The sequence below is a fragment of the Stenotrophomonas sp. STEN038 genome (assembly GCF_056759895.1).
The window spans coordinates 45,989-63,487 of the sequence record NZ_JBRRDW010000029.1; the positions used below are offsets into that span (position 1 = coordinate 45,989).

At 60.9% G+C, this 17,499-nt stretch carries 14 protein-coding genes; 10 read left to right on the forward strand and 4 right to left on the reverse strand.

What is annotated here, in order from left to right:
- Positions 1-8: 8 nt before the first annotated feature.
- The 5 genes from ACVOLS_RS13145 (at position 9) to dcp (ending at position 6,813) form a co-directional block, all read left to right on the forward strand.
- Positions 9-2,369: an LTA synthase family protein gene (locus tag ACVOLS_RS13145; RefSeq protein WP_481545951.1), complete on the forward strand. Its 2,361-nt coding sequence runs from the start codon at positions 9-11 to the stop codon at positions 2,367-2,369.
- The gene (locus tag ACVOLS_RS13150; RefSeq protein ID WP_481545952.1) at positions 2,366-3,301 is read left to right on the forward strand and encodes a hypothetical protein; all 936 of its coding nucleotides are present in this window, start codon (positions 2,366-2,368) and stop codon (positions 3,299-3,301) included. The genes ACVOLS_RS13145 and ACVOLS_RS13150 overlap by 4 nt, the downstream gene beginning before the upstream one ends.
- 206 nt (positions 3,302-3,507) lie before the next feature.
- Positions 3,508-3,939, forward strand: coding sequence for an alternative ribosome rescue aminoacyl-tRNA hydrolase ArfB (arfB, locus tag ACVOLS_RS13155; protein WP_481545953.1), 432 nt, complete (start codon positions 3,508-3,510; stop codon positions 3,937-3,939).
- Positions 3,940-3,942: 3 nt separating this feature from the next.
- Positions 3,943-4,545 carry a 1-acyl-sn-glycerol-3-phosphate acyltransferase gene (locus ACVOLS_RS13160; protein ID WP_481545954.1) on the forward strand — a complete coding sequence of 201 codons (603 nt, stop codon included), beginning with the start codon at positions 3,943-3,945 and terminating at the stop codon, positions 4,543-4,545.
- A 108-nt stretch (positions 4,546-4,653) separates the two neighbouring features.
- A complete protein-coding gene (gene dcp / locus ACVOLS_RS13165; protein WP_303748739.1) occupies positions 4,654-6,813 on the forward strand; it encodes a peptidyl-dipeptidase Dcp in 2,160 nt (719 codons plus the stop codon).
- Positions 6,814-6,927: 114 nt separating this feature from the next.
- Here dcp and ACVOLS_RS13170 read toward each other — a convergent pair whose 3' ends face one another.
- Entirely contained in the window at positions 6,928-7,254 is a 327-nt protein-coding gene (locus ACVOLS_RS13170; RefSeq protein ID WP_481545955.1) for a hypothetical protein, read from the reverse strand.
- Between the two features lie 160 nt (positions 7,255-7,414).
- Between ACVOLS_RS13170 and ACVOLS_RS13175 the strand changes: the two genes are divergently transcribed.
- Together ACVOLS_RS13175 and ACVOLS_RS13180 are read left to right on the forward strand one after the other, a co-directional pair.
- Positions 7,415-8,479 (forward strand): linear amide C-N hydrolase, encoded by a 1,065-nt coding sequence (locus tag ACVOLS_RS13175; RefSeq protein ID WP_481545956.1) that lies wholly within the window; start codon positions 7,415-7,417, stop codon positions 8,477-8,479.
- A gap of 52 nt (positions 8,480-8,531) precedes the next feature.
- Positions 8,532-9,293, forward strand: coding sequence for a porin family protein (locus ACVOLS_RS13180; protein WP_481545957.1), 762 nt, complete (start codon positions 8,532-8,534; stop codon positions 9,291-9,293).
- A gap of 503 nt (positions 9,294-9,796) precedes the next feature.
- Here the strand turns inward: ACVOLS_RS13180 and ACVOLS_RS13185 are convergent.
- Positions 9,797-10,588 (reverse strand): siderophore-interacting protein, encoded by a 792-nt coding sequence (locus ACVOLS_RS13185; protein ID WP_481545958.1) that lies wholly within the window; start codon positions 10,586-10,588, stop codon positions 9,797-9,799.
- Positions 10,589-10,675: 87 nt separating this feature from the next.
- Complete coding sequence (locus ACVOLS_RS13190) at positions 10,676-11,173, reverse strand: PadR family transcriptional regulator (RefSeq protein WP_481545959.1); 498 nt, start codon at positions 11,171-11,173, stop codon at positions 10,676-10,678.
- Between the two features lie 395 nt (positions 11,174-11,568).
- Between ACVOLS_RS13190 and aceE the strand changes: the two genes are divergently transcribed.
- The 3 genes from aceE to ACVOLS_RS13205 all read left to right on the forward strand — a co-directional run bounded on the left by aceE (position 11,569) and on the right by ACVOLS_RS13205 (position 16,382).
- The gene (aceE, locus tag ACVOLS_RS13195; RefSeq protein ID WP_481545960.1) at positions 11,569-14,256 is read left to right on the forward strand and encodes a pyruvate dehydrogenase (acetyl-transferring), homodimeric type; all 2,688 of its coding nucleotides are present in this window, start codon (positions 11,569-11,571) and stop codon (positions 14,254-14,256) included.
- 655 nt (positions 14,257-14,911) lie between these two features.
- Positions 14,912-15,697 (forward strand): AAA family ATPase, encoded by a 786-nt coding sequence (locus tag ACVOLS_RS13200; RefSeq protein WP_481545961.1) that lies wholly within the window; start codon positions 14,912-14,914, stop codon positions 15,695-15,697.
- On the forward strand, positions 15,660-16,382 hold the full coding sequence (locus tag ACVOLS_RS13205; protein ID WP_481545962.1) for an HNH endonuclease: 723 nt from the start codon (positions 15,660-15,662) through the stop codon (positions 16,380-16,382). The genes ACVOLS_RS13200 and ACVOLS_RS13205 overlap by 38 nt, the downstream gene beginning before the upstream one ends.
- A 37-nt stretch (positions 16,383-16,419) precedes the next feature.
- On the opposite strand, the gene ACVOLS_RS13210 is transcribed toward ACVOLS_RS13205, so the two are convergent.
- Positions 16,420-17,268 (reverse strand): DEAD/DEAH box helicase, encoded by an 849-nt coding sequence (locus ACVOLS_RS13210; protein WP_481545963.1) that lies wholly within the window; start codon positions 17,266-17,268, stop codon positions 16,420-16,422.
- Positions 17,269-17,499: the final 231 nt, after the last annotated feature.

Sequence of the window (17,499 nt, forward strand, 5' to 3'; positions counted from 1 at the left end):
AGCTGACGATGATTTCCACGCATGACGGCGGCGCCTGGGCGCGCTTCTCTTCGGCATTCCCGGTGTTGCTGCTTGCGCAGGCGGTGCTGGTCGCAATGGCGGTCAGCAGCGGTGTGGCAGCTGCCGGCGGCAATGCGCAGACCGGCGCAATTGTCGGTATTGCCGGTGCGCAGGCGCTGCTGATGCTGCTGCGCTCGGTGCCGATCCTGGTGCTGTTGTCGCTGCCACTGCTGGCGATCAAGCGCGCCTTCCCGCGGTTCATCGCGCTGGGCCTGCTGTGGTCGCTGTTCATCGTGGTGCAGGTGCTGCTCGACCAGTATTTCCAGGTCGCGCATGTGCCGCTGGGGGCGGATCTGTTCGGCTACAGCCTTGCCGAAATCCGCACCACGCTGGCCGATGGCGCGCCGTTGGGGCTGCGTGGCGTGTTGGCGATGGCACTGCCGCTGCTGGTGTTGTGGGCGGGCCTGCTGTGGCTGGCAAGACTCGATGCGCGTGGCTCCACGGTGTGGAGCACGGTGTGGTTGGTGGCTGCGGGTGTTGCGTGGATTCTGCCGCTGCCCAGCGGTGCGGCGGCGTTGAAGGACGTTGCCTCGCGCGACCTGGCCTGCAACAAGCTGGCCTGGTTCAGTGGCGATGTGTGGCGCTGGTTCAAGGGCGAGTCGGATGTGGCGGTCGTTCCCAGCGCCGTCGCCAGCGATGAAGCCGCGCTGGATCCGAACTTCCCGTTCCTGCGCCCGGAGGAGACCCCGGATGCCTTGGGTCCCAATTTTTCGCCGACCAGCGATGGCCGACCGCCGAATGTCGTCTTGATCGTGGTCGAAGGCCTGGGCCGCTCGTTCTCCGGTCCGCAGGCACCGCTTGGAAGCTTCACCCCGTTCCTTGATGAACTGGCCGAGCGCAGCCTGTACTTCGATAATTTCCTCGCCAATCAAGGCCGTACCTTTGGCGTGCTGCCAACCCTGATTGGGTCGGCACCGTTTGCCGACGAGGGCTTTACCGGGCTGGGCGATCGCATGCCGGCGCATCCGGGTCTGTTCAGCGTGCTGCGACAGCAGGGTTACAACACCGCCTTCTACAACGGCACCGACACCAGCTTCGACAACGAGCGCGCCTACATGCAAGGCCAGCAGGTGCAGACGCTGGTCGACATGAACAATTTCGGTGAGGGTTATCAACGTAATCCCTTCAGTGCCTGGGGTTACCCGGACAAGGAACTGATCTCGCGGGTACTGGCCGACAATGACAGCGTGCAGGCGCCGTTCCTGACCGCGATCCAGACCATCTCGATGCACACCAGCTATGAGTTCCCGGATCAGGATGTCTACCGCAAGCAGTTCGAGCAGCGCCTGCAGCAGCTTCAGGTGCCCGAGGCGGAGCGCGCCAGCTACCGTGCCAGCACCGATATCTACAGCACCATCCTGTACACCGACGAGCAGTTGCGCCGCTACTTTGCTTCGGTGGAAAAGACCCCGTGGTATGCCAATACCATCTTCGTCATCACCGGCGACCACCGCTTGCCGGAGATCCCGATGGGCGAGCATGTGGACCGTTACCACGTGCCCCTGATCGTGTTCTCGCCGCTGCTCAAACAGCCCAAGCGCATCCGCGCGGTGTCCTCGCAGCTGGACGTGACGCCATCGCTGATCGCGTTGCTGTCCAATACCTATGGCTTGAAGCGGCCGGGGCAGACGCCGTGGCTGGGCACCGGCCTGGACATGGCCGAGAGCTTCCGCAGCAATCAGCAATTCCCCTTGAAGCAGACCAAGACCAGTGCGCCGGAATATCTGGCTGGGCGTTGGTGGTTGCATGACGGCAAGTTGTACGAATTGCAGGATGGCATGCACCTGGCCGAAATCGACGATGCCAGCGTGCGTGCCTGGGCCACACAGCGCCTGCAGCGTTACACCCAGGCCAATGCGATCTTCATGCAGAAGAACGCGCTGACGCCGGAAGGCGCGACGCCCAAGCTGATTGCGTACAGCGCACCTGCAGCCGCTGCCGAAGTGGCTGCGGCGCCGGTGGCGCACGGCTTGTCGCTGGCCTCGGCCGAGGTTGCAGCCGTAGCCGATGGCGTGCAGCTGACGGCGGTGTTCAGTAGCGGCGATCCCAAGCCCAGCCGCGTGTTCGTGCCGCTGGCGGTGATGTCCAGCGAGGACGGCCGCGAGCTGCAGGAAGTGTATGGGCAGGCCATGCAGCTGCCGCCGAGCGGCAGCCAGCAGGTGCAGTTGCAGCTGCGCCTGCCGCAGGACTGTGGTGGCCGTTGCTACGTGTCGGTGTTCCCGTCCGACCCCGACAGCGGCAAGGCGATCGGGCAGGGCCGTTACCACCTGCCGGTGGAAGCTGCAGCAGGCGTGGAGAAGTCGCAATGAGCCGGATGTTCGGCCTTGGCCTGTTAGCCGTGTTGTGTGTAGCACCAATGGCGCAGGCGGCAGCGACCAGCCGAGCGATCTGGACATGGGAAGCCGAGTCGTACGCGATGATCGAGGATCCGGCGGTAGCCGATGAGGCGGTGGCGTATCTCAAGTCGCAGCGCATCGACACCGTGTACCTGTATGCCGATGCCTACAAGGACCGCAACCTCATCGTCGAGCAGCCGCAGCTGTACCGCGCCTTCATTGAACGCCTGCACAGCAAGAACATGAAGGTCTACGCCTTGCTGGGCTCCTGGTACCTGAGCACGCAGAAGTACGTGTTGCCGGCGCACCGCAAGGAGGCCGAGGCGATGTTCCGCCGGGTGGTGGACTACAACGCCTCGGTGCCGGAAGCGGCGCGTTTTGACGGCGCCAACCTCGACATCGAACCGCATATCCTCGACGAGTGGGACGACGACACGCGTGCGGACCTGCTGATTGGTTTCCTGGACATGAGCGCGGCGGTGATGCGCATCAAGCAGGAGAGCGGCGCCACCTTGGCGGTTGGCCCGGCGATTCCGTTCTGGCTGGACGGCATCGAAGTGGACTGGAATGGCCGCCACCGCCCGGTCAGCGAGCACACCATCAACATCTACGACTACGTCGCCTTGATGGATTACCGCGACAAGGCCGAGGGCAGGGACAGCATCCTGTCGCACGCCGCCAGCGAGATCGCCTATGCCAATGAAGTGGGCAAGAAGGTGGTGATCGGGCTGGAGGTGTCGTCCAACGACATCGACAAGGTCACCTTCCATGAAGAAGGGCCCAAGGTGTTCGAGCAGGAAGTGCGCAAGGTGGAGCGTGCGCTGCGCAACGAGCCCTCGTTTGACGGCTTCGCGATCCATCACTACCGCGCCTACCGGCGTTGGGCGGGGCAGTATTGGGAGTGAATAGAACCCCCTCCCTTTCGCGAAGCGAAGGGGAGGGCTGGGGAGGGGTGCTTCTAAAGCTCCAGCCGCTCGGCAAAATCCAGCCCGCAAGACCCTTGTAGTTAGAACTGGCGTTGGCACTCGAAGCCAGTCGCGAAAAGCCCCCCTCCCCAACCCTCCCCTGCGCTGCGCGCAAGGGAGGGGGCAACAGCCCTTACAATGCGCCGATGGCGACGGAGCAGATTGAAATCTCGGAACGATTGGCGATACCGGAAACGGAGATCGTCGAGCGCTTCGTGCGTGCGTCCGGCGCGGGTGGACAGAACGTCAACAAGGTCTCCACAGCGGTGGAACTGCGTTTCGACATCGCCGGCTCACCGTCCCTGCCTGAACCATTGCGCGAGCGCCTGCTCGCCCGCCGCGACCGCCGGGTGACCGGCGAGGGCGTGCTGGTGATCGATGCGCAGCGCTTCCGCACCCAGGACCGTAACCGCCAGGATGCGCGCGAGCGTCTTGCCAGCTTCATCCAGGCCAGCCTGAGCGTGCCCAAGCCACGGGTGGCGACCAAGCCCTCGTACGGCTCCAAGCTGCGCCGGTTGGATCAGAAAAAGGAACGCGCGCAGGTCAAGCGCGGCCGTTCCACACGTAATTGGGAGTAGTGCTTGAGCAACACACCGCCGACCATTCCGGCTATTCCCGCTGCCATGCCGCAGCGCAAGGGCGCCGCCTTCAGCCGTTGGCTGGGCCGCAGCGTGCTGCGCCTGGGTGGCTGGCAGATCCGTGGACCCATCCCGGACCTGGCCAAGGCAGTGGTGATCGCCGCACCGCATTCCTCCAACTGGGATGGCCTGTGGGGGCTGGCGGCAAAGATGGCGCTGGGTCTGGAGGCGCGCATTCTCGGCAAGGACAAGCTGTTCTGGTGGCCACTGAGCGTGGTGCTGCGGCGGATGGGCGTGGTGCCGCTGGACCGCAGTTCGCCGCAGGGCACGGTCGGCCAGGCGGTGGCGATGATCCGCGACAGCGAGCAGATCTGGTATGCGCTGGCGCCGGAAGGCACGCGCAAGCAGGTGACTGAATGGAAGGGCGGTTTCCTGAAAATCGCGCGCATGGCCGATGTGCCCATCATCCCGGCCTATTTCCATTACCCGGAAAAGGTCATCGGCTTCGGTCCGGTGTTCCATACGACCGGTGACGACGTGGCCGACATGGCCGCCGTTCGCCAGTGGTACCGGCAATGGATGGGCCGCAACCGCGGCACCGGCTGAGCCGCCGCGTCCGGCGCGTCTTGGCGCCACCATCGGCACATGCCGCTCACAGGGGAACGGAGTAGGGTGATGGGCTGTTGTCGAAGCCCGTTCCCAAGGAGCCGTTTCATGTCGCGTACCGTTGTTCTGGCCGCCGCCATCAGCCTTGCGCTGGCCGCCTGTTCTGGCAAGGAGTCCACTGCCCCCGTGACCGCCAATGCACCTGCGGAGGCCGCCAAGCCGGGCGATGCCTCCACCAACCCGTTCATGACTGTCAGCTCGCTGCCGTTCCAGGCGCCGGCTTTCGACAAGATCAAGGACAGCGATTACCTGCCGGCGTTCGAGGAAGGCATGCGCCAGCAGCTGGCGGAGATCAAGCAGATCACCGACAACACCCAGCCGGCCACCTTCGACAACACCTTGCTGCCGATGGAAAAGTCCGGTGCCATCCTGGACCGCGTCAGCCGCGTGTTCTTCAGCGTGGTGCAGGCTGATACCAACCCGGAGCGGCAGAAGATCCAGGAAGACGTGGTGCCCAAGCTGGCCGCGCATGGCGACGCCATTCACCTGGACGCCAAGCTGTTCGCGCGCATCAAGAGCATCTATGACGGCCGCGCCGAAGCCGGCCTGGACGCCGAGCAGCTGCGCGTGGTCGAGGAAACCTACAAGGGCTTCGTCAAGGCCGGTGCCGAGCTCAGCGATACCGACAAGGAAACGCTGAAGCAGTACAACGCCGAAGAAGCCACCCTGTCCAACGACTTCCACAACAAGCTGGTCGCGGCCACCGCTGCCGGTGCAGTGGTCATCGATGACAAGGCGCAGCTGGCAGGCCTGTCCGATGGCGACATCGCTGCCGCCGAAGACGCTGCCAAGGGCCGCAAGCTCGACGGCAAGTGGGTGCTGAGCCTGCAGAACACCACCCAGCAGCCGGCACTCGGCTCGCTGCAGGACCGCGACGTGCGTGCCAAGGTGCTGCAGGCCTCGGAGACCCGTACCGAGCACGGCGATGCCAACGACACCCGCGCCATCATCCAGCGCCTGGCCCAGCTGCGCGCGGCCAAGGCCAAGCTGCTCGGCTTCCCGAACTACGCCGCCTACAACCTCACCGACCAGATGGCGCAGACGCCGGAGCATGCGCTCAAGCTGCTGACCGACACCGTGCCGGCGGCCACCGCCAAGGCACGCGGTGAGCTGGCCGAGATCCAGAAGGTGATCGACGCGCAGAAGGGCGGCTTCAAGGCCTCCGCATCGGATTGGGACTTCTACGCCGAGCAGGTGCGCAAGGCCAAGTACGACCTCGACGAGTCGCAGATCAAGCCCTACTTCGAGCTGGACAACGTGCTGCAGAACGGCGTCTTCTACGCCGCCAACCAGCTCTACGGCCTGACCTTCAAGGAGCGCAAGGACCTGCCGGTCTATCACCCGGACGTGCGCGTGTTTGAAGTCACCGATGCCAACGGCCAGCCGCTGGCGCTGTTCTACGCCGACTTCTTCAAGCGCGACAGCAAGTCCGGTGGCGCCTGGATGGACGTGTTCGTCGAACAGGACGGCCTGACCGGCACCAAGCCGGTGGTCTACAACGTCAGCAACTTCACCAAGCCTGCCGCCGGCCAGCCCGCGCTGCTGAGCTGGGACGATGTGACCACCATGTTCCACGAGTTCGGCCATGCGTTGCACGGCATGTTCTCCAACACCAAGTACCCGAGCGTGGCCGGCACCGGCGTGCCGCGTGACTTCGTCGAGTTCCCGTCGCAGTTCAACGAGCACTGGGCTTCGGACCCGAAGGTGTTCGCCAACTACGCCAAGCACTACCAGACCAAGGCAGCGATGCCGCAGGAGCTGGTCGACAAGATCGCCAAGGCCAAGACCTTCAACCAGGGCTACATGACCACCGAATACCTGTCGGCGGCGCTGCTCGACCTGGCATGGCATACGCAGGGCGCTGACGCACCGCTGCAGGACGTGGACAAATTCGAAGCCGATGCGCTGAAGCGCTACAAGGTGGACCTGGCCCAGGTGCCGCCGCGTTACCGCAGCAGCTACTTCGACCACATCTGGGGTGGCGGTTACTCGGCTGGTTACTACGCCTACTTCTGGGCGGAGATGATCGACCATGACGCCTTCGAGTGGTTCAAGGAGAACGGTGGCCTGACCCGTGAGAACGGCCAGGTGTTCCGCGACAAGATCCTGTCGATCGGCAATACGCGTGACCTGGCAACGGCCTACCGCGATTTCCGCGGCAAGGACCCGAGCGTCGAGCCGCTGCTGCACAACCGCGGTTTGAAGTAAGCGGCCTTGAAACAAGCGCTCGCGATTGTGAGCGTGTGAAACGACGAACGGCAGGGGAAACCCTGCCGTTCGTGTTTGTGCGCGTGCTGTGCTGCAGGCTGCAGCGCGCTGGTGTTACTCGCAACGCACCTTGGTGATGACGTTGTTGGCATCGGTGTAAACGCGCAGGCGATCCTGGCGGATATCGCGCGAGACGATGGTGGTCGGGCTGATCGGATTGACCAGGCCTGCACCGCTCTCCGTCTTCAGGCGACGCACGGTGGCTTCGTCATTCACCGTGCCCACCGCCCATTGCACGGAGGCATCGCTGCAGCGGCCGAAATCGGGATCGTCGCTAAGCGGCGGTGCACTCAGGCAGCCGCTCAAGGCGATGCTCAGCAGGCCGCCGACCAGCAGCGGGCGGAGGATGGCAACGGTGTGATGTGGTGTGATTTGAGGCATGGGGCAGTTCCTCCGTTCGAATATGTGCGGAGCATAGCAGCGCCCAATTGTCTGATTGCTGATTTTCGAGACTGCCAACCAAGTCGCGATAGGACAATGAATGGCTGTTAGGATCATTCCGATTGCATCACTGACCTGATCAGCCAAGGAAGCTACCCCCATGAAATCAGCCAAGCGATCCATCATTGCCGCCTGCGCAACCGTACTTTTCGGTATGGCCGGCATGCAGCAACATGCCGATGCCTGCACCCGTTTCGTCTATCACGGTGCGGGGAATGAAATCTTCACCGGCCGTTCGATGGACTACAAGGTCGATACCGGCACCCATCTGTGGATGTTCCCGCGTGGCATGCAGCGCAACGGCGAGACCGGCCCGGATACGCTGAAGTGGACCTCGCGCTACGGCAGCGTCATTGCCAGCGCTTACGACATCTCCACCACCGACGGCATGAACGAAGCCGGCCTGGTCGCCAACCTGCTGTGGTTGGCCGAGTCCGAGTATCCCGAGCGCAACAGCGGCAAGCCCGGTCTGGCCATCTCGGTGTGGACGCAGTACATGCTGGACAGCTTCGCCACCGTCGATGAAGCGGTGAAAGCGCTGAGCAGCGAGCCCTTCACCCTGGTCAGTGATGCCGCTCCTGGTGAGCAGCGCATGGCAACGCTGCATCTGTCGTTGTCCGATTCCACTGGCGACAGCGCCATCATCGAGTACATCAAGGGCAAGCAGGTCATCCATCACAGCCGCGACTACAAGGTGATGACCAACTCGCCGATCTTCGAAGAGCAGCTGGCATTGGAAAGCTATTGGCGGCAGATCGGCGGCACGGTGATGTTGCCAGGTACCAACCGCGCTTCGGACCGCTTCGCGCGCGCGGCCTTCTATATCGACGCCATTCCCAAGTCGACCGATCCGGTGGAATCCACCGCCAGCGTGTTCGGCGTGATCCGCAATGTGTCGGTTCCGTACGGCATCACCACGCCGGACCAGCCGAATATTTCCTCGACGCGCTGGCGCACGGTCTCCGATCAGTCGCGCATGCGCTATTACTTCGAATCCGCGCTGGCCACCAATGTGTTCTGGGTGGACCTGAAGAAGATTGATTTCAGCGAGCGCAGCGGCAAGGTGAAACGTCTGGACCTTGGCAACCAGCAGCGCACTATCTACGCAGGTGAAGCCAACGCCCAGTTCAAGGACGCCAAGCCGTTCCGTTTCCTGGGCATCTAAGGCGAGCAATCGGCGTGCCTGCGCTGGTGGGCACGCACCATCTGGAGCTTCAATGAAAACCCGATTCACCCGCAAAAGCCTGTGCCTGCTTTTGGCAATGGGCAGCGTGCCGCTTGCGCACGCACAGAGCAATGACAACGACGATAGCTGGCGTTTCCAGGCCACGCCTTACGTGTGGATGAGCGGCATGGAAGGCCAGGTGCGGCCGTTCCGCAGCGCACCGATGGCGGACGTGCACAAGTCGTTCTCCGAGCTGATGGATAACCTCGATGCCGCTGCCTTCATCACCGGCACCGCGCGCCGCGGCAACTTCGTGCTGCAGGCCGATTTCACCCACGCATCCACCTCGGATTCGACACCGCTGCCGATTGGCGTGGCAGCCAACGTGAAAGTGAAGCAGACCTCGGCGACGGTGACTGCTGGCTACGCTTGGCTGGCGAACGAGCGCACCGGCATCGATCTGTTGGCCGGTGTTCGTTACTGGGATATCAACGCTGGGGTGAACGTGCCGGGCTTGGTATCGGCGCGTTCGGATTCCACCTTCGTCGACCCGATTGCCGGCGTGCGTTGGCGGCAGACGCTGAGTCCGCGCTGGAGCAGCATTGCCTATGTGGATGTAGGCGGTTTCGGTGTTGGTTCGGATTCGACCTGGCAGCTGTTGGCGCTGGCCAACTACCAGGCGACGGATAACTTGTTCGTATCGATGGGCTACCGCCACCAGAGCCTGGATTACCGCGACAAGGGCAAGCGCCTGGACGTGTCCCTGTCCGGCCCGATGTTGGGCGTGACCTACCGCTTCGGCGCAGGGCAGTAGCTCCAATCCCCTCCCTTTCGCGCAGCGAAGGGGAGGGCTAGGGAGGGGTGCTCTCAGCAGCAACCCCAAAAGCCCAAAGCAAAACCCAACCCCCTCCCAACCTCCCCCTTGGCTACGCCAAAGGGGAGGGGAAAAGCTTCGCCCCCTCCCTTTCGCGCCGCGATGGGGAGGGGTGGGGAGGGGTAGCTTTTGACCCTGTAGAGCCGAGCCATGCTCGGCTGGAGCCTTACCGGGTAGAGCCGAGCCATGCTCGGCTGGAGCCTTACCGGTAAAGCCTCTGCCGAGCATGGCTCGGTACTACCGCTTGGCCCCCTCCCTTTCGCGCAGCGAAGGGGAGGGTTGGGGAGGGGTAGCTTTTGACCCGTGTAGAGCCGAGCCACGCTCGGCTGGAGCCTTACCGGGAAAGCCTCTGCCGAGCATGGCTCGGCACTACAGCTTCGCACCAACCCTCATCCGCCCACCGGGCCCCTTCTCCCGAAGGGAGAAGGGGCAGGCTTCAAACCTCACTCCACCTCGTTCGGATCCGCCTTCCAATACCCGGTAGCGCGAATCCATTCCTTCGGCACCTGCAAATGCCCTTCCACAAACTTGCGCATCATCCGCGCACGCTTGGACTCGGTGGCAATCCAGTAATGCGTATCACCATCAGGCTGCTCGAAATCCACCAGCGCATCCTCCAGCAAGCTGCTGCTCGCCGCATCAAAACCATTGCGCTCGAACCAGGAGACAGTCACCTGCGCCGCGCTCTGCAAGGGCTGCCGGTCACCTTCTTCCGGGATCTCGATGAACACCTCGGCCACCGCACCTTGCGGAAGCTCTTCCAAGCGCCGTGCAATCGCCGGCAACGCTGTCTCATCGCCAATCAGCACATAGCAGTCGAAATCATCGGCCACCACATGCGAACCACGCGGCCCGGCAACCACCAACGCGTCACCAACCTTCGCGTTGGCTGCCCAACTCGTGGCCGGGCCATCACCATGCAGCACGAAATCCAATACCAGTTCTCCAGCATCGGCATCGTAAAAGCGCGGCGTGTAATCGCGTGCCGGTGACGGCTGCTTGCCTTCCGGATAGCGCGGGCCCTGTTCGGTGAGTTCCGGCAATACAAACTCGCCTTCGGCATTGGCGAAGAACAGCTTCACGTGGTCATCCGGTGAGCGGCTGTCAAAACCTTCCAGCGCATCGCCGCCTACGACGATGCGCTGCATGTTCGGGGTCAAACGTTCCGTGTGCACTACCTGCAGCTGGCGGAAACGCGGGGTCATGCGGATCAATTGGGTTTCATGCTGTGACATGGGGGTACCTGGGGTCAGTGTCGGCAAGGCCGGGAGACCGTGGCTGGATCGCTCTGGCTGGGTCGTAATGAATAACGGTGGTGCGAATCAGTTTTCCTGCGACTGCTGCTGTACCAGCGCGGTCGCCTCTGCAATCAAACTGGCGATGCGCGCGACATCGGCGTCCTGCCAATCGCCCTTGCGCAACATCAACGAGTGGGTGAACTGGTGCATGGCATCGCGTAACGGCGCCGGCAGGCTTTCCCTGGCGATGACGCGCGAGTTGTGGCGGGCACGCATGCGCGCGGTTTCCACGTCCTCCGCACGCAGCTTGAGCTGGGCCTGGCCAAGGTTGGTGATGCTGTAACGCTTGCGCCCGCCGTCTTCCTCGGCGCTTACCCAGCGCTGCTTCTCGAAGTCGGCCAGCAGCGGATACACCGAGCCCGCGCTGGGCGTGTAGACGCGCACGAACATCTCGCTGATCTGCTGGATCAGCTCGTAGCCGTGGCGCGGCTGCTCGCCGATCAGCGACAGCAGCAACAGGCGCAGATCGCCTCGGCCCAAGGGGCGCGGGGTGGGGGAGCGGCGGGGTTCCGGGCTGGTCATCAGGGTTTTCGATATATCGAATTTGCGCAAAACGATATATCGAAAACTCTTCCGGCGCAAATGGCAGCGCCTCCCATGGGACGGTGCAGACCAGCTAGGTGGGCATTCCTGGTGGGTGATGGGGTCGTTCGCTGGCCCCGCTGTCATCGGGCTGACCCCGGCAGATGGCAATTTCGCCCCGTGTTTAGCGCCATTAAGGATGTTGGCAGGCGCGCGGAAGCTGTCTCCGGCTGTCCTCGTGGGCGCATGAGAACTGTCGCGAACTGTCTTGCAGACACTGGCTTTTGCCGCTCCATACGCATGCGTAGCCAGCTTGGCAAGGTACCGGGTGCGCTACACTTTACGGCTCAAAATAATGACAAGCGCGCGCGTGCGTGCAGTAACTGGGAGCGCTAATGAACTGGTTGAACGAGATGCTTGATAACGACACGAATCCCCTGGAAACCCAGGAGTGGATCGAGTCGTTGAAGGCCGTTATCGATGTCGAGGGCCCCGAGCGCGCACATCAGTTGCTGGAAGGCATGGTTGAACTGACCCGTCGCTCGGGCGCGTTCCTGCCGTTCTCCCCCACCACCGAATACGTCAACACCATCGAGCCGCAGCTGGAAGCCAAGAGCCCCGGCAATGCGGAACTGGAATGGCGCATTCGCTCCATCATCCGTTGGAACGCGATGGCCACCGTCGTGCGCGCCAACCGCAAGCCGGGTGACCTGGGCGGCCACATCGCCTCGTTCGCATCGGGCGCAACGCTCTATGACGTGGGCTTCAACCACTTCTGGCGCGCACCCAGCGACAACCACCCGGGCGACCTGCTGTTCATCCAGGGCCACAGCGCCCCGGGCATCTATGCGCGTTCCTACCTGGAAGGCCGCATCAGCGAGCAGCAGCTGGACAAGTTCCGCATGGAAGTGGACGGCGGCGGTCTGTCGTCGTACCCGCACCCGTGGCTGATGCCGGATTACTGGCAGACCCCGACCGTGTCGATGGGCCTGGGCCCGCTGGCTGCCATCTACCAGGCGCAGTTCCTGCGTTACCTGGAAAACCGTGGCCTGATCGAGAAGAGCGACCGCAAGGTGTGGTGCTTCATCGGCGACGGCGAGTCGGACGAGCCGGAAACCCTGGGCGCGATCGCCCTGGCCGGCCGCGAAGGCCTGGACAACCTGATCTTCGTCGTCAACTGCAACCTGCAGCGCCTTGATGGCCCGGTGCGCGGCAACGGCAAGATCATCCAGGAACTGGAAGGCGTGTTCCGTGGCGGCGGCTGGAACGTGATCAAGCTGCTGTGGGGCGGTTACTGGGATGCCCTGCTGGCCAAGGACACCAATGGCGTCCTGAAGAAGCTGATGATGGAAACCGTCGACGGCGAATACCAGAACTGCAAGGCCTTCGGCGGCGCGTATACGCGCGAGCATTTCTTCGGCAAGTACCCGGAAACCGCAGCGATGGTCGCCGGCCTGTCCGACGACGACATCTGGCGCCTGAACCGTGGCGGCCACGACCCGCACAAGGTGTACGCCGCCTACCACCAGGCCGTGAACACCAAGGGCATGCCGACCGTGATCCTGGCCAAGACGGTTAAGGGCTACGGCATGGGCAGCGCTGGTGAAGCGCTCAACCCCACCCACCAGACCAAGAAGCTGGACGACGAATCGGTCCGCCATTTCCGCGACCGCTTCAACATCCCCGTCACCGACGAGCAGCTCAAGGACGGCCAGGTGCCGTTCTACCACCCGGGCCCGGATTCGCCGGAAGTGAAGTACCTGCAGGAACGTCGCGCTTCGATGGGCGGCTACCTGCCGCAGCGTCGCCAGAAGGCCGACAAGTCCTTCATCGCACCGAAGCTGGAAACCTACGAGCGCCTGCTCAAGGAATCCGGCGAGCGCACCTATTCCACCACCATGGCCTTCGTGCAGACGCTGAACATCAGCCTGCGTGACAAGGAGCTGGGGCCGCGCCTGGTGCCGATCGTCGCCGACGAAGCGCGCACCTTCGGTATGGAAGGCCTGTTCCGCCAGATCGGCATCTACGCCCCGTACGGCCAGAAGTACAAGCCGGTCGACGCCGACCAGCTGATGTACTACCGCGAAGACCAGAGCGGCCAGGTGCTGCAGCAGGGCATCAGCGAGCCGGGTGCCATGTCCTCGTGGATGGCGGCCGGTACCAGCTACTCGGTCAGCAACGTGCCGATGCTGCCGTTCTACATCTACTACTCGATGTTCGGCTTCCAGCGCATTGGCGATATTGCCTGGCAGGCAGCGGACATGCGTACCCGCGGCTTCCTGCTCGGCGGCACCGCTGGCCGCACCACGCTGAACGGCGAAGGCCTGCAGCACGAAGACGGCTTCAGCCACATCGTCGCTGGCGGCATCCCGAACGTGCGCAGCTACGACCCGACCTTCGGTTTCGAAGTAACCGTCATCCTCCAGCACGGCACCAAGGCCATGATGGAAGACCAGATCGACGAGTACTACTACATCACCCTGATGAACGAGAACTACGCCCACCCGGCCATGCCGGAAGGCGCAGCCGAAGGCATCATCAAGGGCATGTACCTGCTCACCGACGCCGGCAAGCCGAAGAAGGGCGAGCTGCGCGTGCAGCTGCTGGGCAGCGGCACCATCCTGCGCGAAGCCATTGCAGCGGCCGAACTGCTGGACAAGGATTTCGGCGTCACCGCCGACATCTGGAGCTGCCCGAGCTTCAACGAACTGCGTCGCGATGGTTTCGACGCCGAGCGCTGGAACCGCCTGCACCCGGAAGCCGAACCGCGCAAGCCGTACGTCACCGAGCTGCTGGAAGGCCGCCAGGGCCCGGTCATCGCCGCAACCGACTACGTGCGCGCCTACACCGACCAGATCCGCGCCTTCGTGCCGGCTACCTACTCGATCCTGGGTACTGATGGTTTCGGCCGTTCGGACACGCGTGCCAACCTGCGTCGCTTCTTCGAGGTTGACCGTTACTACATCGCGCATGCGGCCATTGCGGCGCTTGCGAAGGACGGGAAGATGACGTCGAAGGATGTTGCCCGGGCTATCAAGCAGTATGGGATTGATCCGGAGAAGGCTAATCCTGTTGGGGTTTGATCTCACGCTGGAGTGGAAAAGGCAGCTACGGCTGCCTTTTCTCTTTTATCTCTAAATTTTTTGTCGCAAGGATAGCGTCGTGGCCCACGTGAGATTTGTAAGGTGGCAAGATCGGTCTACCTCTTTAGGTGAGCGGGCTTTTGGGCGAAATCACGTTGACGTAGTTACTGGGGCAAATGGAGCGGGTAAAACGGCACTTTTATGCGCGATAGCCCGTAGATTTAGTGATGGCGAGGGGGACGTCGACGTATTTGGCGGGGTTTCGCGAGTAATTTGCCAGACATTTAGTCCTTTCTCTAGATTTCCATCCGGGGCTGCCAGCAGAAAGAGTGTTTTCTCCATATACGGTACTGAGGATGACGGTGCTGGATTCTATATGCCGCTTGGGTTGACGCGGGATAAAGTTATACGGCCTCGATCTCTAGCTCAGGGCGTGATCGAGCGAGCAGTAATTGGAGTTAGTCAGGACTCAGAGAGGGCATCGCGGTTCTTTCAGTTCCTTGGGGGGGCTGGCTTTCTGCCTCGCTGTAGGGTTATCTTTAAAAAGAATGTGGCTTCGTGGTATTGGCTTGAGCGCTTTTGGCAGGATCCTGATTCAGCATGGCACGAACTCAAGACACATCAGCGGAATACCAAACTAAGATCTTTGGTTCTGATGGAGGTGCAGTTGGAAGGTTGGCCTGTTTTCAAGGAGATGCTTTCGACTATATTGTCTGTGTTGGGGGCGCAGGTCTTCAAAGACGCAGAATTTGTGGTTGATTTTGGTCAGGCATCAGAAGGGTCTTCCCTAGAATATGCAATACTGCAAGCATTCTCTGCCCTAAAGGCTATTGGTTTTGTCGCTTTGGGTGACGTCGAGATATTCAGGGAGGACGGAACGTCACTTGGTGTTTCCTATGCAAGTTCCGGCGAGCAGCAGCTTCTTTGCTCCCTTTTGGGGTTGGTTGGATCAATTCGCAATAATTCAATCGTTCTTATCGATGAGCCGGAGCTAAGCTTGCATCCAAAATGGCAGATCGACTTTTCAAAACATATCAAAGCGTTGTTGGAAAATGTATGGGGTTGTCACTTCATTATTGCCACTCACTCTCCTTTGGTTGTTCAGGGATTTCAGGAGATGGGGTGTATGCCGGTAACAATCGATAAAAAATTTCTTTTTTTTGAAAGGAAGTTCAGTTCCAAAAGTCCAGTTGAAGAAATACTTGTTGATGTATTTAGGTCGCCCGTTCCATCGAGTTTATATTTGGCCGACGAGATAATTAGGTTGGTTGGTATGAATCCAAATAATACTCGGTCTAGGTTTGATCAGATTATTAGGTTGAGAGAGCTCAAGTCTATTTACAAAAACAAGCGTGCAGAAATGAGGTTGATTGATGGTGCTATGAAGCTCTTGGAGATAGATGATGACCAGGCCTATAAGTCGTCCCCCAGAGGTCGATAATTTTGGGGTGTCGGGCGATGAATACGCTTCGCTCTGCGCCGAATTCACTCAGCCTGACCATTGGTTGAAGCCTCCCGATGTGGTGAGGTCGGAGTTTTTAAGGTTCAAAAGGGCGATAAAGGATTACTTTTTCTATCAACAGAGGAGGAAGTGCTGTTACTGCTGTATAGAGCTTTCTTTTGATCATGCGTCATTTACGCTTGATCATGTAATTGCACGGACCATTGCAGGTCAATTTATTCTTGCAGTCAATAATATGGGCGTTTGCTGTCGGCCCTGTAATACAAAAAAGTCGAATTTCCGGGCTGTTTCGCCAGAAATTGACGTTTCCGCGATGAGTCTGGTTCCTGGGGATTCTGCTGATTATGTGATTGTGCATCCTCAATTGGATTGCTGGGATGCGAACATGGCGTTTGACCTCATAGGTAGAATTGTGCCCGTAACGGAAAAAGGTGGGAAGACAATTGAAGCGTGTGGAATTGAGAGGCTGAACGCTTTGCGTGTGGCTGATCATTTTTCCGCGCATCAGAGTGCAAGCGTATACGGTGCGGTTTTGAACATCATGCGATTCAAGCAAAGTGCACGTCGTAAAGCTGCGGCGAACTTGTTGAAGGAAGCAGCCCAATTAAGTGGGTCATCTCGCGCTGCTGCTATGGCTGATCAAATTTCAGCAGAATTTGAGTGATTCCCTGTCACTGAAAGACTGGAACTCGGCGCTGCAGCTAATGCGGGGGGGGGCGCAGCCAGCCCAATACCTCGGCTGATCCTGCAATCGTGAGATTCACGCGCGCCCGCGAGAGAGCCACATAAGCCAGTTCTGGAGCATCCGACATATCGCGTGTTGCGAGCAAGACTATGAAGCGGCGTTCCAAGCCTTTGAAATCCATGATGGTGGAAAGAGTGAGGCCTGCAGGGATCTGATCGCGAAAGGGCGCACGTAGCTCATTGAGCGCGGTTGGACTGGGACTCAGTACCGCTATATCACTTGGCAGCACGCCTTCGCTATTGATGAGCCTACGGACCAAATCGGTTACGGTTCCGCCGATGCGGGTGTCTTCGCACACCAGCCATTGAACTTCTGCGCCGATCGGCCCGTCAGCAATCAAAGCGGGTCCTCGATAGAACCGCTGAGTAGCTTCGTGGATGTTCTGAGTATTGCGCAGGTTGCGCGTGAGTCGGATCGGTAGCAGTGCGTAAGAGTCAAAGTGGCTCCGAAGCTCGCCATAGAGCCGCTGATTGCTATCGAAGTACGCGTGCAGTGTAGAGGCTTCAGTGCGGCTGGCGAGTGCGTCGATTGCTACCCAGGTGGTAGATGTGAAGTCTTGAGCCTCATCGACCACAACCGCATCGTAGGCAAGATCCTGACGCAATGCCATGCCGTCAAACAGCATGTCAGGGATCTGCTCAGATCGCAGTACTGTATTGTCAGCCAGTAGACCGGTATCCTCGCCAATTCGTTGGGCGAGTTCGGCAACGGTTGCGACGTCAACACCGCTGTCACGAAGTACAACCCTTATGTAGTTGGCAAGCTGTGCAGATCCGCAGGTGAAAAGTGTCCGATTGCCTGTCATAGCGAGGCGGCGGGCATCTTCACAGGCAGGAACGGTTTTGCCGGTGCCAGCACCTCCTGACACTGCGACGCGACGTAGGTCCTCGAAGGCGTTGAGGATATGGAATTGCTGTGGGGTGAGACTGGAGTTCCCAGGATTTAGTGGACACCTGACCGAGGGTGGCGATGCGCTGCCTCGAACTCGTCAGGACTGACCCCGCCTAGATGGCTGTGGCGGCGTGTTGGATTGTAA

Excerpts from the sequence above, each read along its gene's own strand:
- ACVOLS_RS13145 (WP_481545951.1), top strand. The coding sequence starts at position 9 with ATGATTTCCACGCATGACGGCGGCGCCTGGGCGCGCTTCTCTTCGGCA.
- ACVOLS_RS13150 (WP_481545952.1), top strand. The coding sequence starts at position 2,366 with ATGAGCCGGATGTTCGGCCTTGGCCTGTTAGCCGTGTTGTGTGTAGCA.
- arfB (WP_481545953.1), top strand. The coding sequence starts at position 3,508 with ATGGCGACGGAGCAGATTGAAATCTCGGAACGATTGGCGATACCGGAA.
- dcp (WP_303748739.1), top strand. The coding sequence starts at position 4,654 with ATGTCGCGTACCGTTGTTCTGGCCGCCGCCATCAGCCTTGCGCTGGCC.
- ACVOLS_RS13170 (WP_481545955.1), bottom strand. The coding sequence starts at position 7,254 with ATGCCTCAAATCACACCACATCACACCGTTGCCATCCTCCGCCCGCTG.
- ACVOLS_RS13175 (WP_481545956.1), top strand. The coding sequence starts at position 7,415 with ATGAAATCAGCCAAGCGATCCATCATTGCCGCCTGCGCAACCGTACTT.
- ACVOLS_RS13180 (WP_481545957.1), top strand. The coding sequence starts at position 8,532 with ATGAAAACCCGATTCACCCGCAAAAGCCTGTGCCTGCTTTTGGCAATG.
- ACVOLS_RS13185 (WP_481545958.1), bottom strand. The coding sequence starts at position 10,588 with ATGTCACAGCATGAAACCCAATTGATCCGCATGACCCCGCGTTTCCGC.
- ACVOLS_RS13190 (WP_481545959.1), bottom strand. The coding sequence starts at position 11,173 with ATGACCAGCCCGGAACCCCGCCGCTCCCCCACCCCGCGCCCCTTGGGC.
- aceE (WP_481545960.1), top strand. The coding sequence starts at position 11,569 with ATGAACTGGTTGAACGAGATGCTTGATAACGACACGAATCCCCTGGAA.
- ACVOLS_RS13200 (WP_481545961.1), top strand. The coding sequence starts at position 14,912 with ATGGAGGTGCAGTTGGAAGGTTGGCCTGTTTTCAAGGAGATGCTTTCG.
- ACVOLS_RS13205 (WP_481545962.1), top strand. The coding sequence starts at position 15,660 with ATGACCAGGCCTATAAGTCGTCCCCCAGAGGTCGATAATTTTGGGGTG.
- ACVOLS_RS13210 (WP_481545963.1), bottom strand. The coding sequence starts at position 17,268 with ATGACAGGCAATCGGACACTTTTCACCTGCGGATCTGCACAGCTTGCC.